Origin of the sequence: Neobacillus niacini, assembly GCF_030817695.1 — a bacterium.
Taxonomy (GTDB): Bacteria; Bacillota; Bacilli; order Bacillales; family Cytobacillaceae; genus Neobacillus; species Neobacillus niacini_F.
The window spans coordinates 207,136-224,282 of record NZ_JAUSZQ010000002.1 but is presented as its reverse complement, the minus strand read 5'-3'; the positions used below and the strand labels follow the sequence as shown (position 1 = coordinate 224,282).

At 40.8% G+C, this 17,147-nt stretch carries 13 protein-coding genes, 10 tRNA genes and 1 rRNA gene; 23 read left to right on the top strand and 1 reads right to left on the bottom strand.

Annotated elements, in window-relative coordinates:
- Positions 1-64: 64 nt before the first annotated feature.
- From rrf to QFZ28_RS01265, 11 genes are all read left to right on the top strand, one after another.
- Positions 65-180 (top strand): 5S ribosomal RNA (gene rrf, locus QFZ28_RS01315).
- Between the two features lie 10 nt (positions 181-190).
- A tRNA-Asn gene (locus QFZ28_RS01310) sits at positions 191-265 on the top strand.
- A gap of 26 nt (positions 266-291) precedes the next feature.
- A tRNA-Thr gene (locus QFZ28_RS01305) sits at positions 292-364 on the top strand.
- Positions 365-385: 21 nt separating this feature from the next.
- Positions 386-460, top strand: a tRNA-Glu gene (locus QFZ28_RS01300).
- Positions 461-494: 34 nt separating this feature from the next.
- Positions 495-570: transfer RNA gene (locus QFZ28_RS01295), tRNA-Val, on the top strand.
- A 24-nt stretch (positions 571-594) separates the two neighbouring features.
- Positions 595-670 (top strand) — tRNA-Thr (locus tag QFZ28_RS01290).
- Positions 671-684: 14 nt separating this feature from the next.
- Positions 685-769: transfer RNA gene (locus QFZ28_RS01285), tRNA-Tyr, on the top strand.
- A gap of 48 nt (positions 770-817) precedes the next feature.
- Positions 818-892 (top strand) — tRNA-Gln (locus QFZ28_RS01280).
- A 1-nt stretch (position 893) separates the two neighbouring features.
- Positions 894-966, top strand: a tRNA-Lys gene (locus QFZ28_RS01275).
- A gap of 58 nt (positions 967-1,024) precedes the next feature.
- Positions 1,025-1,099 (top strand) — tRNA-Gly (locus QFZ28_RS01270).
- Between the two features lie 3 nt (positions 1,100-1,102).
- Positions 1,103-1,178: transfer RNA gene (locus QFZ28_RS01265), tRNA-Ala, on the top strand.
- A 92-nt stretch (positions 1,179-1,270) separates the two neighbouring features.
- Here QFZ28_RS01265 and QFZ28_RS01260 read toward each other — a convergent pair.
- Positions 1,271-1,405, bottom strand: coding sequence for a hypothetical protein (locus QFZ28_RS01260; protein ID WP_307193032.1), 135 nt, complete (start codon positions 1,403-1,405; stop codon positions 1,271-1,273).
- 136 nt (positions 1,406-1,541) lie between these two features.
- On the opposite strand from QFZ28_RS01260, the gene rocF reads away from it, so the two are divergent.
- The 12 genes from rocF to QFZ28_RS01200 all read left to right on the top strand — a co-directional run bounded on the left by rocF (position 1,542) and on the right by QFZ28_RS01200 (position 17,146).
- Positions 1,542-2,438, top strand: a complete 897-nt coding sequence (gene rocF, locus QFZ28_RS01255) for an arginase (RefSeq protein ID WP_307193031.1) — start codon at positions 1,542-1,544, stop codon at positions 2,436-2,438.
- Positions 2,439-2,650: 212 nt separating this feature from the next.
- Positions 2,651-3,214, top strand: coding sequence for an RNA polymerase sigma factor SigW (gene sigW, locus QFZ28_RS01250; protein WP_307193030.1), 564 nt, complete (start codon positions 2,651-2,653; stop codon positions 3,212-3,214).
- A 16-nt stretch (positions 3,215-3,230) separates the two neighbouring features.
- Complete coding sequence (locus tag QFZ28_RS01245) at positions 3,231-3,854, top strand: anti-sigma factor family protein (RefSeq protein ID WP_307193029.1); 624 nt, start codon at positions 3,231-3,233, stop codon at positions 3,852-3,854.
- A gap of 132 nt (positions 3,855-3,986) precedes the next feature.
- Entirely contained in the window at positions 3,987-4,820 is an 834-nt protein-coding gene (gene cdaA / locus QFZ28_RS01240; protein ID WP_307193028.1) for a diadenylate cyclase CdaA, read from the top strand.
- Positions 4,813-6,042 carry a CdaR family protein gene (locus QFZ28_RS01235; RefSeq protein ID WP_307193027.1) on the top strand — a complete coding sequence of 410 codons (1,230 nt, stop codon included), beginning with the start codon at positions 4,813-4,815 and terminating at the stop codon, positions 6,040-6,042. The genes cdaA and QFZ28_RS01235 overlap by 8 nt, the downstream gene beginning before the upstream one ends.
- A 37-nt stretch (positions 6,043-6,079) precedes the next feature.
- On the top strand, positions 6,080-7,429 hold the full coding sequence (glmM, locus tag QFZ28_RS01230; RefSeq protein ID WP_307193026.1) for a phosphoglucosamine mutase: 1,350 nt from the start codon (positions 6,080-6,082) through the stop codon (positions 7,427-7,429).
- A gap of 466 nt (positions 7,430-7,895) precedes the next feature.
- A complete protein-coding gene (gene glmS / locus QFZ28_RS01225; protein ID WP_307193025.1) occupies positions 7,896-9,698 on the top strand; it encodes a glutamine--fructose-6-phosphate transaminase (isomerizing) in 1,803 nt (600 codons plus the stop codon).
- A gap of 238 nt (positions 9,699-9,936) precedes the next feature.
- Positions 9,937-11,856 carry a PTS mannitol transporter subunit IICBA gene (locus tag QFZ28_RS01220; RefSeq protein WP_307193024.1) on the top strand — a complete coding sequence of 640 codons (1,920 nt, stop codon included), beginning with the start codon at positions 9,937-9,939 and terminating at the stop codon, positions 11,854-11,856.
- A gap of 91 nt (positions 11,857-11,947) precedes the next feature.
- Positions 11,948-14,047 (top strand): BglG family transcription antiterminator, encoded by a 2,100-nt coding sequence (locus tag QFZ28_RS01215; RefSeq protein ID WP_307193023.1) that lies wholly within the window; start codon positions 11,948-11,950, stop codon positions 14,045-14,047.
- 12 nt (positions 14,048-14,059) lie between these two features.
- Positions 14,060-15,202 carry a mannitol-1-phosphate 5-dehydrogenase gene (locus QFZ28_RS01210; protein ID WP_307193022.1) on the top strand — a complete coding sequence of 381 codons (1,143 nt, stop codon included), beginning with the start codon at positions 14,060-14,062 and terminating at the stop codon, positions 15,200-15,202.
- Positions 15,203-15,368: 166 nt separating this feature from the next.
- Positions 15,369-16,346: an ABC transporter ATP-binding protein gene (locus QFZ28_RS01205; protein WP_307193021.1), complete on the top strand. Its 978-nt coding sequence runs from the start codon at positions 15,369-15,371 to the stop codon at positions 16,344-16,346.
- Positions 16,343-17,146 carry an ABC transporter permease gene (locus QFZ28_RS01200; protein ID WP_307193020.1) on the top strand — a complete coding sequence of 268 codons (804 nt, stop codon included), beginning with the start codon at positions 16,343-16,345 and terminating at the stop codon, positions 17,144-17,146. The genes QFZ28_RS01205 and QFZ28_RS01200 overlap by 4 nt, the downstream gene beginning before the upstream one ends.
- Position 17,147 lies beyond the last annotated feature (1 nt).

The following is a 17,147-nucleotide window of genomic DNA, read 5'->3' as shown; positions in this document are numbered from 1 at the left end:
TTCAAAAACCTCTTGAAAAATATCGAAAAAGACAATATAATAGATTTTGTCTTTGAGAAATAAGTCTGGTAATAATGGCGAGAAGGTCACACCCGTTCCCATACCGAACACGGAAGTTAAGCTTCTCAGCGCCGATGGTAGTTGGGACTTTGTCCCTGTGAGAGTAGGACGTTGCCAGGCTTTATATTATTCCGCAGTAGCTCAGTGGTAGAGCTATCGGCTGTTAACCGATCGGTCGTAGGTTCGAGTCCTACCTGCGGAGCCATTTTTATTTTATTGAATATTGGCTATGCTTCCATAGCTCAGTAGGTAGAGCACTTCCATGGTAAGGAAGAGGTCAGCGGTTCGAGCCCGCTTGGAAGCTTACCTTCTTATTAATCTATACGGCCCCTTGGTCAAGTGGTTAAGACACCTCCCTTTCACGGAGGTAACACGGGTTCGAATCCCGTAGGGGTCACCACTTTATTTCATTAATACGATAAAGATTTTCATATGGAGGATTAGCTCAGCTGGGAGAGCATCTGCCTTACAAGCAGAGGGTCGGCGGTTCGATCCCGTCATCCTCCACCATAAAACCTTATATATTTTATCTGTGCCGGTTTAGCTCAATTGGTAGAGCAACTGACTTGTAATCAGTAGGTTGGGGGTTCAAGTCCTCTAGCCGGCACCATTTTTTTAGAAAGTGGAGGGGTAGCGAAGTGGCTAAACGCGGCGGACTGTAAATCCGCTCCCTCCGGGTTCGGCGGTTCGAATCCGTCCCCCTCCACCAGTTATATTTTTATTAAATGTTGGACACACTAGTTAATGTCCTAAACATTGGGCTATAGCCAAGCGGTAAGGCATCGCACTTTGACTGCGACATGCGTTGGTTCAAATCCAGCTAGCCCAGCCAAGAGCCATTAGCTCAGTTGGTAGAGCATCTGACTTTTAATCAGAGGGTCGAAGGTTCGAGTCCTTCATGGCTCATCATTTTACAAACTGGCCCCAAGAGATTTATATCTCTACGGGTCTTTATCTATGAAAAGCGGAAGTAGTTCAGTGGTAGAACACCACCTTGCCAAGGTGGGGGTCGCGGGTTCGAATCCCGTCTTCCGCTCCATATGGGGCCTTAGCTCAGCTGGGAGAGCGCCTGCTTTGCACGCAGGAGGTCAGCGGTTCGATCCCGCTAGGCTCCACCAAGTTTTTTTGTGAAGCAAAAAAACCATCACACTACATAAAAAACATCGCCTTAAATCACTTCGATTTAAGGCTTTTTTATTTTTTGCTTTGTTTAAATGAACGTAATAAAAAGAAAGAACGGAAAGATGGTAACCATGATGGGATCATGATGACTGTAAACAAAGAAAAAACGAAAAAGTGGTAACCATGGAGTGTTCATGATGACCGTAATTAAAGTACGTTTCAAACCACTTTCTCCTCTTAAACCTAACACTTTAAATAAAACCAATCTACGTATATATATACATAATTTTGTCGAGTTGAGTCATTGCTTTGAAAACGGTTAAAATAGTAATTAAGAAGGGGTAGGAGGTAGAGAGAGTATGAGGAAATTATCTATAATTGGAATGCCGATGGATTTAGGTCAAATGAGACGTGGAGTTGATATGGGACCTAGTGCTATCCGATATGCGGGGATAAATGAGAGATTGAAACCACTATTTGACGAAATTCATGACATGGGTGACATTCCGATTGGAAGACCTGAAGTGGTTATCGATAAAGAATCTAACTTAAGAAATTTAGATCTTGTAGCTGAAAAAAGTACCTTGCTAGCAGAAAAGGTAGATGAAGTGATTCAATCTGGTTCATTTCCGCTTGTTTTGGGTGGGGACCATAGCATTGCCATTGGCACTTTAGCGGGTGTCTCCAAGCATTACACGAACTTAGGGGTAATTTGGTATGATGCACATGGTGATTTGAACACGGCCGAAACTTCGCCTTCCGGAAATATACATGGTATGCCGTTAGCAGCAAGTTTAGGAATTGGTCATCATTCTTTAACGGATATCGGAGGGTATTCTCCTAAGATAAAACCAGAGCACGTAGTTATCATTGGCGCAAGAGCTCTTGATGAGGGTGAAAAAATCTTAATTAAAGAAAAAGGGATAAAAGTATACACCATGCATGAGATTGACAGATTAGGGATGGCAAAAGTGATGGAAGAAACCATTGCCTATCTAAAAGAAAGAACAGATGGTGTTCACTTATCACTAGATTTAGATGGATTAGACCCAAATGATGCTCCGGGTGTAGGAACTCCGGTTATGGGCGGTATTAGTTATCGTGAGAGTCATTTGGCAATGGAAATGCTTGAAGAAGCGCGTATTATTACATCAGCAGAATTTGTAGAAGTCAATCCAATATTAGACGAAAAGAATAAAACGGCAAGGGCGGCTGTTGAATTGATGGGCTCCTTGTTCGGCGAAAAATTGCTATAATCTTTATGCAGGCAGCTTTCCTTAAAAAGCTGCCTTTATTATTCCCTTCCACTATTCCTTCCAAGAGTTGAAAAACTTTCAAGCTTCCTTTTATCCAAAATAGTTAATATTTGTTAATATAAAAAGTATGCAAGAAAGAAATTATTTATATTGAAACCTTTTTGCTATTGATTCGTAAGATTGTATAGCTGTATTGGAGCTGAGAAAAATAGATGGAAGCCCTTATAAAAAAAAGAATTAAACAGGTAATAAAAGGCGATCAAGATGCTTTTGCTGATATTGTTGAGATTTATAGTAATAGCATTTATCAGCTAGGCTATCGAATGCTGGGAAATCGCCATGAAGCAGAAGATATTGCACAGGAGGCCTTTATCCGTGCATATGTTAATATCAAATCATTTAATCAGGATTTAAAGTTTTCGACTTGGTTATTTCGGATTGCAACAAATTTGTGTATAGACAGGATAAGAAAGAAAAAGCCAGATTACCATCTAGATGCTGAAGTATCGGGAACTGACGGCCTCACCATGTATTCACAGCTTGCCTCCGATTCCCCTTTACCTGAAAATGAGTTGGAAAGTCTTGAGCTTCAAGAATCCGTTCAAAAGGAAATTTTAAAGCTTCCTGAAAAATACAGGTCTGTTATTGTTTTAAAGTATATTGAAGAGTTGTCTTTAAATGAAATAAGTGAAATTCTTGATTTGCCATTAGGTACAGTCAAGACGCGGATCCATCGTGGACGTGAGGCGTTACGTCAACAATTACGTTATGTGTGATAAGAGGTGAAACACGTTGAAGTGTGATGAAGAAATCGTTGAGTTAATGCATGAATACTTAGATGAAGAAATTGACCCCAAAAATGAGATGATTTTAAGAGACCACCTCAAAAGCTGTAAGGACTGTGAAACACTGTTCAATGAATATAAGAAGACTATTGCTGTTGTAAAAGGAACTTCTAGAATGCAGACACCGCCCAATTTTACAGCGAAGGTAATGGCCAGCCTGCCAAAAGAAAAGAAAAAGGTTAGCATGCAAAGATGGTTACGAAATCATCCGTTAATTGCTGCAGCATCATTATTTTTAGTCCTTATGACTGGAAGTGTATTTTCCACTTGGAATCAAGAACGTGAATTTTCCGTTTCGAAACAAGAGAATTTGGTTGTTCAGAACGGTACTGTGATCGTCCCGGAAGGGGAAGTAGTCAAAGGTGATGTCATTGTCCGAAACGGCGAGCTAAGAATTGAAGGTGAAGTGCAAGGCGATGTCACCGTAATTAATGGAGAACAGTATTTAGCTTCTGCTGGCCATGTAACCGGACAAATTGAAGAGGTTAATGAAGTCTTCGATTGGATCTGGTATCACATGAAAAGGATTGCTTTTGAGGTAGTTGATATCTTTAATGAAGGTGAGAAATAATAGTAAGAAGTCACTCATAGTGAGTGATTTCTTTTTTAATGATATGTATAAGAATGTTTAATAATAAGTATATGTTTAATTTATGGTATAATAAATTGGTTATAAGTTAGACAAATTTACGGAGGAAAAACAATGCCGTTTTTTGAGGATTTTACTATATGGAAGTATTTAGCTAGTATTGTTGATATTCTCCTTGTTTCGTGGGTCATTTATAAACTGTTAAACCTAATAAAAGGAACAAAAGCTGTACAATTATTAAAAGGAATTGTTGTTATTCTCCTTATAAGAGTTGTTAGTGAGTTTTTTGGTCTAAATACGCTTAGCTGGTTAACGCAGCAGGCCATTGATTGGGGATTCCTAGCCATTATCATTATCTTTCAGCCTGAACTGCGGAGAGCCCTTGAGCAATTAGGCAGAGGGCGGTTTTTTTCACGAAGCAATGGTCCGGATGATGAGGAGCAAGAGAAAATGGTGGAAGCGATCGTTAAGGCCACAGACTATATGGCTAAACGGCGCATAGGTGCCTTGATTTCCATTGAAAGAGAAACAGGGATGAGTGATTACATAGAAACGGGTATTCCACTGGATGCGAAAATTTCTTCCGAATTACTCATAAATATTTTTATTCCAAATACCCCGCTTCATGATGGGGCCGTTATTATTCAAAAAAATAATGTAGCCGCGGCTGCTTGTTATCTTCCCTTATCCGAAAGCCCTTTTATTTCGAAGGAGCTTGGTACAAGACACCGTGCCGCTTTAGGAATAAGTGAAGTCACAGACAGTATTACCATAGTTGTTTCTGAAGAAACCGGAAATATTTCTTTAACCAAAAATGGGGAGCTTCATCGAAATTTAACATTAGATGCATTTAAAGAATTGATTTCTCATGATTTAATTATTGCAAGCACGAAAGTAAAACCGGCTTCTTCAGCTCGTTGGAACTGGAGGGGAAAAAATAATGGATAAACTGATGGATAATCCCTGGTTTATTAAAATACTGGCCTTATTAATGGCCGTTCTGCTTTATTCTGCTGTCCCGAATTCCGGAGGGAAAACAACAGAGATCAATGTGCCAGGGGAAAATACCACCGAGACCCTAGCTGATATTCCAGTAAAGGCTTATTATGATACTGAAAACCTTGTAGTTTCAGGAATACCTGATACGGTGGAAGTAACGATCGAAGGTCCAATGCCGCATGTTCAGTCAGCCAAGGCATTAAAAAACTTCGAGATTTTTGTGGATTTAACCAATGCTAAAATTGGTAATCAAAAGGTGAAATTTGAAGTAAGCGGGTTATCTGAAAAGTTAAAAGCAACAATCGAACCAAATTCTTTAATGGTAGCCATTCAAGAAAAGGTGACGACCGAGTTTACGGTAGAGGCCGAATTTAATAGTGACTTGATAAAAGATGGTTATTCAGCAGGACAACCTGCCGTTAAGCCAAAGAAGGTTAAAATAACAGGTGCAAAAGATGTAATCGATCGAATTACATATGTTAAAGCAACGCTTGAAGGCAGAGATCTTTTTGATACTACAGTTACTAAAGAGGCACAGGTACAGGTACTTGATAAGGATTTAAATAAATTGAATGTAGTGGTTGAACCTGCAACAGTAGAAGTTACCATTCCGATAAAAAGCAATGATAAAACTGTACCTATTAACATCATTGAAAAAGGAACACCACCAGACGGAGTCACAATTGAATCAATTGACTTGAATGTAAAAGAAGCTGTAGTTTCAGGTGCAGATGATGTACTAAAAGATACCGATCATGTACGTGTCGAAGTAGACGTTAGTAAGATTAATGAAAATACAACGATAACTTTACCAGTGATTATTTCAAATGGAATAACGAAGGTAACACCTGAAACCGTAGAGGTCACCGTTGTGGTTAAAAAAGAGCAAGAGACGACAGTATCAGATATCCCTATAAATATTAGGGGATTATCCGAACAATATGAAGCAGTTATTAATGACCCTTCCAATCAACTAGTAAATTTATTAGTCTTTGGAACAGGTCCTGTACCTACAGGTCTTGGACCGAACAATTTCAATATATTTGTGGATTTAACAGGCTTTACAGAAGGTAATCATAATGTTCCGATTCAAGTTGATGGTCCACCGGGTGTAAATTGGAAACCCGATAAAACGTCAGCAATAATTACAATAACGAGAGAAAACGCATAAAACACAGCAGTATACACGATAAGGAGCGATTTTTATAATGGGAAAATACTTTGGTACCGATGGCGTCCGCGGAGTGGCGAATAGTGAATTAACACCTGAATTAGCGTTTAAACTAGGGCGTTTCGGCGGGTTTGTATTAACAAAGGACAAGGACAGACCAAAAGTCCTAATCGGTCGTGATACCCGTGTTTCTGGGCATATGCTTGAAGGGGCACTGGTAGCTGGATTACTTTCAATTGGTGCAGAGGTAATGCGCTTAGGTGTCATTTCTACCCCGGGTGTATCCTATTTAACGAAGGCGCTGGGGGCTGAAGCGGGAGTAATGATTTCTGCTTCTCATAATCCGGTGGCAGACAATGGTATTAAATTTTTCGGACCTGATGGATTTAAGCTATCGGATGAGCAGGAAAATGAAATTGAAGAATTAATTGATATGACAGATGATCAATTACCAAGACCAGTTGGAGCTGACCTTGGCCAGGTTATGGATTATTTTGAGGGCGGTCAAAAGTACCTGCAATACTTGAAAAATACTGTGGATGAAGATTTCTCTGGTATCCATATTGCCTTAGACTGTGCTCATGGAGCAACATCTTCACTTGCTACCCATCTATTTGCCGATTTGGATGCAGATATTTCTGTCATGGGTGCTTCACCAAATGGCATTAATATTAATGCTGGAGTTGGATCGACACATCCAGAAGCCTTAGCGGCAATGGTAAAAGAGAAGGGTGCCGATGTAGGTCTATCCTTTGATGGTGACGGAGACCGTTTAATTGCCATTGATGAAAAGGGTAATATTGTAGACGGTGACCAAATTATGTTTATATGTGGTAAGTACATGAAGGAACATGGCCGTCTAAAGCACAGTACAATTGTTTCCACTGTGATGAGTAATTTAGGGTTTTATAAAGGTCTAGAAGTTCTTGGTATTCAAAGTGTACCAACAGCTGTTGGAGACCGTTATGTGGTCGAAGAAATGAAGAAGAACGGGTTTAACCTCGGTGGTGAGCAATCCGGTCACATCATTTTCTTGGATTACAATACCACTGGAGACGGCTTATTAACGGGGCTGCAATTAGTTAATATTATGAAAGCAACAAAGAAAACATTATCTGAGTTAGCAGCTGATATGAAAAAATTCCCTCAGAAGCTTGTTAATGTCCGCGTGACAGATAAGCACCATGTGACAGATAATGAAAAGGTAAAAACAATTATTGAACAGGTTGAAGCAGAAATGAATGGAAACGGACGTATCCTAGTTCGTCCATCGGGTACAGAACCACTTGTTCGAGTAATGGCAGAGGCACCAACAGAAGAATTGTGTGAATCCTATGTAGGTCGTATTGTTTCTGTAGTAAAAGCAGAAATGGAATTAAAAGAATAGACATTAAGGTAAATGCATAAGGGAACTTAACAGGTCCCTTATGCATATTTTATTATATAATTGGTAAAGGTAAACATCTTTACCTTTTATTATTTAGTTGACGAATATTGGTTCATCAGTTACGATTAATTTGCTTTGCTTCTTAAAAGCAAATATTTTCTAAAAAAGGAGGATACGGTTAAAAGAGTAACTATAAAAAGCGCCTGAACTAACCAAGGAGGGTTAGTTGACGAGGAGGAGGTTTATCGAATGTTCGGCGGATACCTCCCGGTTGAACGCACAACCGATTGTTTCTTCTTTAAAACATCGAGGCAACTTGGTGCACAAAGAGAAGGAAATGCGCATACTAAACATAGCAACAAAAAGAAAAGGGTATATACAGATACCTTTAAAAAAGACAGAGATAAGGGGGCAAGGTGAGCCTCCGAAAGCATTCTTGCCCCCTGTATCAGGGAGGAAAAGAAAAATGTGTGGAATTGTTGGATATATTGGATTAAATGATACGAAAGAAATTTTACTAAAAGGCTTAGAAAAGCTCGAATATAGAGGATATGACTCAGCAGGTATTGCTGTAATGAACGAAAACGGGGTTCATGTTTTTAAGGAAAAGGGACGTATTGCTGATTTGCGTGAGATTGTAGATGTGGATGTATTGGCGAACACCGGTATTGGTCACACACGCTGGGCTACTCATGGTGTCCCAAGCAGAACAAACTCCCATCCACATCAAAGTGCTTCTGGACGTTTTACATTAGTTCATAACGGTGTAATCGAAAACTATGACCTATTAAAGCGCGAATATCTAGCGGATGTTACGTTTGTAAGTGAAACTGACACGGAAGTCATTGTACAAATGATTGAAAAGTTTGTATACGAAGGCTTAGACGTACTAGAAGCTTTCCGCAAGACACTAGGTCTGTTACACGGCTCCTATGCACTAGCTTTATTGGATGAACAAAACAGTGATACGATTTTTGTTGCAAAAAACAAAAGCCCATTACTTGTAGGATTAGGTTCAGACTTTAATGTTGTGGCTAGTGACGCGATGGCAATGCTTCAAGTAACGAATGAATACGTGGAGCTAATGGATAAAGAAATCGTAATCGTGACAAAGAACGATGTAACCATTCAAAACCTTGCAGGGGAAACGGTTACGCGTACTTCTTACATTGCAGAATTGGATGCAAGCGATATTGAGAAGGGCACATACCCTCATTACATGTTAAAAGAAATCGATGAGCAGCCTGCCGTTATGCGTAAGATTATACAAGCATACCAAAATGAACAAGGTCAATTAACAATTCACAATGATATTATTTCTGCTGTGAATGAGTCTGACCGTATTTATATTGTCGCAGCTGGTACTTCCTATCATGCAGGTCTTGTTGGTAAGCAGTTTATCGAAAACATCGCGAATGTTCCGGTAGAAGTGCATATTGCCAGTGAATTTGTCTATAATATGCCTCTTCTAACGAAGAAGCCGTTGTTTATCTTTATTTCACAAAGCGGCGAAACAGCGGACAGCCGTGCTGTACTTGTGAAAGTAAAAGAGATGGGTTATCCAACGTTAACGATTACCAATGTTCCTGGTTCAACTTTATCACGTGAAGCGGATTTTACACTGCTGCTGCATGCTGGCCCTGAAATTGCCGTTGCTTCTTCAAAGGCTTACACGGCACAGCTTGCTGTATTGGCGATATTAGCAGAAGTAACGGCGAAAAGCCAAAATATCAATGTTAATTTCGATCTTATACATGAGCTTGGTATTATTGCAAGTGCAATGGAAGCTCTATGTGACTCAAAAGAACTTTTCGAGCATATATCAAGAGAATTTCTATCTGTAACACGTAATGCCTTCTTTATCGGTCGTGGCGTTGACTATTATGTCTGCTTAGAAGGTGCCTTAAAACTGAAAGAAATCTCCTATATTCAAGCCGAAGGTTTCGCTGGCGGAGAATTAAAACATGGCACGATTGCATTGATAGAAGAAGGAACACCAGTGATTGCACTTGCCACTCAAGAAAGTGTAAATTTAAGTATCCGCGGTAATGTCAAAGAAGTGGCAGCACGCGGTGCAAACACCTGCATCATTTCGATGAAGGGACTAAACATGGACGAAGACAGCTTCGTTATTCCTGAAGTACACGAATTATTAACACCACTTATCTCTGTAATACCAATGCAATTAATCGCCTACTACGCAGCTCTACACCGTGATTGCGATGTTGACAAACCACGTAACCTCGCTAAATCTGTGACAGTTGAGTAAGCGGTAAAAGTATTAAATGATAGACCGAAGCAAAATCGGATTTTTTCCCGGTTCTGCTTTGGTCTTTTTTCATGCGTTCATTTTCTAACAATTAACTCCTAAGGTATATGGACCCAAACATTGAGAAACACTACTTTTGTCTTTAGATAGGCGACAAAGTTAGTTTTTAACTTAATTGATACCGTTCTCTGTGTAAGATACGATGTAAGGGAACTAATTATTGAAGGAGAGAGAGTATATGGCTCAATCTAATATAAAAGTAGCTGTCCAGAAGTTTGGAAACTTCCTTAGCTCTATGGTCATGCCGAATATTTCTGCTTTTATTGCATGGGGTTTAATTACGGCTTTATTTATACCTACTGGTTTTATTCCAAATGAAAGCCTTGCCAAAATGGTCGGCCCAATGGTGACCTACTTGCTGCCTATCCTAATCGGGTATACAGGTGGTAAGCTGGTACACGAGCAGCGCGGTGCCGTTGTCGGTGCAATAGCGACGATGGGGGTCATTGCGGGTGCTGAAATCCCGATGTTCCTTGGTGCCATGGTGATTGGTCCACTTGGTGGTTGGGTAATCAAGAAATTCGACCAGCTGATTGAAGGAAAAGTTCGTGCAGGATTTGAAATGCTTGTAAACAACTTCTCTGCAGGGATTCTTGGTGCAATGATTGCGATTCTTGCTTTCTTAGGGGTAGGCCCTGCTGTTAGCGTTTTTACAAACTGGCTTGTAGCAGGTGTTGACTGGCTAGTTGGAGCAGGCTTGCTGCCATTGACAAGCATCCTAATTGAACCGGCAAAAGTGTTGTTCCTTAATAATGCCATTAACCACGGCGTTCTTTCACCAATTGGAATCGAACAGGTAAAAGATACAGGTAAGTCCATTTTGTTCCTTCTTGAAGCGAACCCTGGACCTGGTATCGGTGTTCTGCTTGCGTATATGTTTTTTGGTAAAGGAACTGCAAAGAAGTCTGCACCTGGTGCAGGGATCATTCACTTCTTTGGAGGTATTCACGAAATTTATTTCCCATACATTCTAATGCGCCCAATGCTTTTCCTTGCTGTTATTCTTGGAGGGATGAGCGGCGTGTTTACACTGGTTCTTTTAGGCGGCGGACTATTCGCTCCGTCCTCACCGGGAAGTATCATTGCAATTACTGCGGTAACACCTCATCATGCAGGTGCTTACATTGCTAACTATGCAGCCGTTCTGGTTGCTGGAGCTGTGTCATTTATTGCCTCATCCTTCATTTTAAAAACAGGAAAGCAGGATGAAGAAGATATTGAAGCGGCAACTCGTAAAATGCAGGAAATGAAAGGTAAGAAAAGCTCTGTAGCAGGTACCATCACTGCTGATCAAGGAGCAATGCCTGACAACGTAACGAAAATCATCTTTTCCTGTGACGCAGGAATGGGGTCAAGTGCCATGGGTGCATCCCTTCTTCGTAAAAAGGTAAAAGAAGCGGGCATGGATATTTCTGTAACAAATACAGCGATTAGTAACCTGCCGACCGACGCACAAATTGTCATCACTCAGGAGGAACTAACTCCAAGAGCGCGTAATAAAGTTCCAAATGCGTATCACATTTCTGTCGATAACTTCCTGTCCAGCCCAGAGTACGATAAGCTGATCAGCGAGCTGAAATTCCCGGCAAATTCACAACTCCATGAAATTGTGGATAATGCAGAAGATAATGGAACTGAAAACCAGGACCAGGATCAGGAAACAGCACATAAAGATGATCTGCTCCGTCCGGAAAATGTCTTTTTGAACCAGGAGTTTGCCAATAAGGAAGAAGCTATCCGCTTCGCCGGAAGAGCCCTGGTCAATGCTGGCTATGTAAAAGAAAACTATATTGAAGCCATGATTGAACGGGATAATATGACTTCCACATATATGGGGAATGACGTGGCCATCCCGCATGGAACGGAAGAAGCCAAGAAGGATGTCATTAAATCAGGATTTACCGTCCTTCAGGTACCGAATGGCGTTGATTTTGACGGTCAGAAATCTCGTCTGATATTCGGTATTGCCGGAAAAGATGGTACGCACCTTGAAATCCTGTCCGGAATCGCTGTAACATGCTCGGATATGGAAAATATCGAAAAAATGGCTGGGGCTAAAACTGCTCAAGAAATTATCGATATCATCGGCAAAAAATAACTTAAGGTCACTTAATGAATAGAAAAGCGCAGGTTCTGCGCTTTTCTATTCATTATTTTCTAGTCATTTCACTTAGGAATGAGAGGATTCCATGTATATTACCTCGAGGGAAAAAGCCATTATCGAACTGATTATTAAAACCTCAGGAAAACATACCGCTTTGTCGATTGCGTCTTCCTTAAATGTGAGTGCTAGGACGGTTCAGCGTGATTTAAAGTCAGTGGAAAAGATCATCCAGCAATTTGATCTTGAACTGACGCGCAACAGCAATCAAGGGCTTGTCATTGAGGGGAAGAATGAGCAAATATTCAGGCTGATCCAGCATTTGACTTCCACCGAGCTAATTGACCAGTCGCCACAGGAAAGAAAGTTGCGTCTATTGCTGGCCATCCTTGAGGAAGAGCACTATAAAACTCAGGTGCTGGCAAACTATCTTGGCATCAGTACCGCGACGTTGGCTGTTTACCTGGATGAGCTTGCACAATGGCTAAGTCATTTTCAGCTCCAGCTTATTAGAAAAAGAGGGGTCGGAGTCGAGCTGTATGGCAGTGAGGCAAACAAGCGAAGAGCGCTGGCACACTTTTTCCTGCAATATTTTTATGAAGAGTTAATCGAAAAGCTATTCCTGCTTGAAAAAGAGACCCTTACTGAAGAAAGGATTCTGCACTATTTTATTCCGGAATATCTTCGGGAAGTAAATTCACTTGTCAATGCTGCCTTTCATAGTTCACCTGCCCGTCCTGCAGATAGCGGGCACCTGGAAATTATTTTACATACTACTATTACACTACAGAGGGCAGAACTCCAATTTTACATGGAAAAGGACGAAACTCTCCCGGAAAGGGAAATCGCTTCTGAATTTGATGTGATGCTCAAAATCAGCAGGCAGTTGGAACTTAAATTCCATCCTGCCTTATCAGAAAGCGATATTTTATATTTGGCGCTAATCCTTAAAGGGACAAAGCTGCGTGAAGTGCAGGCTGTTCCTTATGACAGTATCGTGCTCGCCCAAAAGATTAAAAACATCATCCAGTCCGTTTCACTCCAGATTCATGTGGATTTGACGAACGATTTCTCCTTATTTCAGGGGCTGCTTGCCCATATGGAGCCTTCTCTGTTCCGAATCAAGCAAAAAATGGAATCCTTCAATCCCTTGAAAGAGGAAATCAAACGCAAGTATCCCGTCCTGTTTATGGCGGTTAAGAATAGTGTGGAAGAGGTATTTAAAGATATCGATCATTTCCCCGATGATGAAATAGCTTTTATGGTTCTTCATTTCGGTTCTGCGTTAGTGCTCCTGGAAGAGAATTTGTCCATAAGAGCACTCGTGATTTGCCCGACAGGTATTGGAACATCGAAGATGCTGGCGAGCAGAATTAAGAAAGAAATAACAGAGATTGATTACATTGACATAAAGTCAATTAAGGATATAACCGGGCGTGTGGACTTGAAAGCCTATGACCTGATTCTATCTACTGTAAGGCTTCCATTTATGAATGCCGAGTATATCCTGGTGAATCCGCTTTTGAGTGAAGAAAATATCACGACAATTAAAACCTTTTTAAGAAACAATCTTGAAACACTTACAAAAGGCAAGAGATATCAGAAAATTGCACAAGGGGCTTCATCACCGCCGACCACTGAACAAAACGTCGGGCTGACTGATTTGCTGCAGGACCTTAAAGTAGTTCAGCAGAGCATTGAGAATATCATTCATAATTTCCGGTTCTACCGGATAGATCAGTCGGCAAGCCAGGAGAAGATTTTACAAAAAATGCTTTTAAGAGCAGAGGCAGAAAATCTGCTGACAAACCCTGGGGCAGTACTCAATTCCCTAAGAGAGCGGGAAAAGAAGGGTGGACTGGGAATTCCCGAAACGAATATTGCCCTTTTCCATGCCAGGGATGAACATGTCCGTGAACTAATCTTTCAGATTACGCATCTGCCGGACCCATGCCTAGTCAAGGGGATGGACGGAAACGAAGTCGTGATGAAGAACCTGCTGCTCATGCTGGCCCCGGCGGAATTAACCCTTAGAGAGCAAGAGATATTAAGCCTGATTAGTACCAATATCATTGAGTCAGACGAGGCCATTCTGGTTTTTTCTTCCGCAAATGAGGAATTGATATATAAGAGGCTGGAATCTATTTTTGTAGAGTACCTTAAATCTAATTTAAAAATAAATCTATAAAGGAATGATACGATGAAAAAAGCAGTGCATTTCGGAGCAGGGAACATTGGCAGAGGATTTATTGGAGCACTATTTTCCCAGTCTGGATACAATGTGGTCTTTGTAGACATTGCCGATCAAATTATTAATCAATTAAATGAGGAAAAACAGTACAATGTCATGCTTGCAACGGATGAAAAGGAAACGATCACCATCCAGAATGTTTCCGGGCTGAATAATCTGAATCAAGAAAATGAAGTGATCGAGGCAATCAAGGAGGCAGCTTTCCTAACGACGGCCATTGGGCCAAACATCCTCCCAAGGATAGCGCCGTTAATTGCCAAAGGCCTGGCGGCTAGAGTACAGGCAAATGAAGAAAGGCTCTATGTCATTGCCTGTGAAAATCAGATTTCGGCGACCGATTTGCTAAAAGGCTATATCATGGAACACCTTGATGAGGCAGCAAAAGAAAAGGTTTTGGCAAATGTTTCGTTTCTGAATTCGGCTGTTGACCGAATTGTACCGATTCAAAACAACCAAGGTTCACTTGATGTCCTAGTTGAGCCTTACCATGAGTGGGTAGTGGAAACATCGGAAGGAATTCCCCATATCGAAGGAATGAAAATTGTCTCGGAGCTTGCTCCATTTATTGAGAGAAAACTGTTTACTGTCAACACTGGGCATGCCGTGATTGCATATTTCGGTTATCTTGCCAATAAGGAGACCATCGACCAGACACTTGCCGATGAGGATATCTATAATCAGGTGAAGGCAACGTTGGGAGAGACAGGCACATACTTAATCAATCAATACAATCTGGATCCAGAGGAGCACCAAAAGTATATTGATAAGATCATTAATCGTTTCCAAAATGCTCATCTAAATGATGGTGTAACAAGGGTCGGTCGTTCACCAATAAGGAAGCTTGGCCATAAAGACAGACTGGTGCGCCCAGCATTACAAGCCCAAAAAGCTGGCCATTCTTACACCAACCTTGCAAAGGCCATTGCGGCAGCCTTACTTTTTGATTATAAGGAAGATGAAGATGCAGTAAAACTGCAGATAATGATTCAAGAACATGGAGTGCCTTATGTCCTTCAAGAAGTGTGCGAACTGGAAGAGTCAAGCGAACTTGCCAAAGAAATTATCAGCCATTATGAAGAATTAAAGCGTTAATTTTTCTTTTGGGAAGAAAATTAGCATTTTCCAACTAGAGGCTGTCGAGGATTTACTCGACAGTCTTTTTTAGATTTTTCATCAAAAAACAATTTAGAAAATTCTTGACACTCATCCATTTGGGGTGATATTATTTTCCTCTGTGACAAAAAAGGAGGGGAAAAATTTGATAAAGGTAGAAGGCATGACAAAATCATTCAAAGTGGCAAAGCGTTCCACAGGATTGCTGCAAGCCACCAAGGCACTTTTTTACCGGGAACATACGATTGTGGACGCCCTAAAAGATATCACTTTCACAATTGAGCCGGGTGAAATTGTCGGTTACATTGGCCCGAATGGTGCCGGTAAATCGACAACGATTAAAATTATGAGCGGCATTTTAGTTCCTGATGGGGGAAAGTGCAATATTATGGGCTTCATACCATGGAAGAACCGGGTCGAGTATGTAAAAAATATCGGGGTCGTATTCGGTCAGCGCTCGCAGCTTTGGTGGGATGTTCCAGTGATCGATTCTTTTGAGCTATTGAAGGATATTTACAACGTCCCACAACAAGAATATAAAACTACGTTAGACCTGCTCATCGAAACATTAGAATTAAAAGACATCATCAACTCTCCGGTCAGGCAGCTTAGTTTAGGCCAGCGAATGCGCTGTGAAATTGCCGCTTCACTTATACATAATCCTCAGATTCTATTTTTAGATGAACCAACGATTGGACTCGATGCGGTTTCAAAAATAGCTGTCCGACAGTTTATCAAGACTATCAATCAAGAAAAGGGCGTAACAGTGGTCCTAACCACCCATGATATGAATGATATTGAAGCATTGGCCAACCGTGTGATTTTAATTGGTAAAGGCAGTTTGCTCTATGATGGGAAAATAGAGGAATTGAGAAAACGTTTTGGAACGCATAAGACGATTACGGCAGACTATCGTAAAAACACTAATTCTATAGTTATACCTGGGACCTCCATCATCCACTGGTCTCCGGAACACGCTGTCCTCAAGCTTGATACAGAACAAATCCTTACTTCGGAAGTTATTACCGAACTATCCAAAAAGGTGGACCTTTTAGATGTGACGATCGAATCACAGCCCATTGAAGATATTATCGTCCAGCTTTATAAGGAGTTCCAAATATGAAGGTATACGCTTCGGTGCTAAAACTAAGGCTGTTAATTGGTATGCAGTATCGTTCTGCTGCACTTGCTGGAGTAGCAACCCAATTCTTTTGGGGATTTATTTCAATTATGGTTTTTCAAGCGTTTTACGAGCACTCCTCCATAACACCGCCAATTTCATTAAAAGAATTAATTACATATATTTGGCTGCAGCAGGCGTTTCTTGCGTTTATTATGCTTTGGTTTCGTGATAACGAAATATTTGACCTGATAACAAGTGGCAATATTGCCTATGAACTTTGCCGGCCAACAGGTTTGTATGGCTTCTGGTATGCGAAACTCCTAGCGCAGCGGTTATCCAGCGCGCTATTACGCTTTTATCCTATCTTACTAGTTGCTTTCTTTTTACCAAAACCCTACAACATGACATTTCCTCCAAATACGATCACTTTGATATTATTTGTCATTACCCTTTTATTAGGCTTATTGCTCTTAGTTGCGATTTCAATGTTCTTATATATTTCCGTTTTTGTGACTTTATCTCCAATGGGTTCGCTTTTACTATTCGGGGTTACAGGAGAATTCTTTGCTGGTTTGATTATTCCCATTCCGCTAATGCCTCTGTGGCTGCAAAAAATTGCTTATATCCTGCCTTTTCGTTGGACTGCTGATTTTCCATTCCGGGTCTATTCCGGACATATTGCACAAAGTGAAGCGATAATAGGTGTCTTTATTCAACTAGTATATCTTCTTGGGCTCTTATGGTTAGGAAAATTAGCGCTGAACAGCGTATTAAAAAGAGTGGTCGTACAGGGGGGATAAT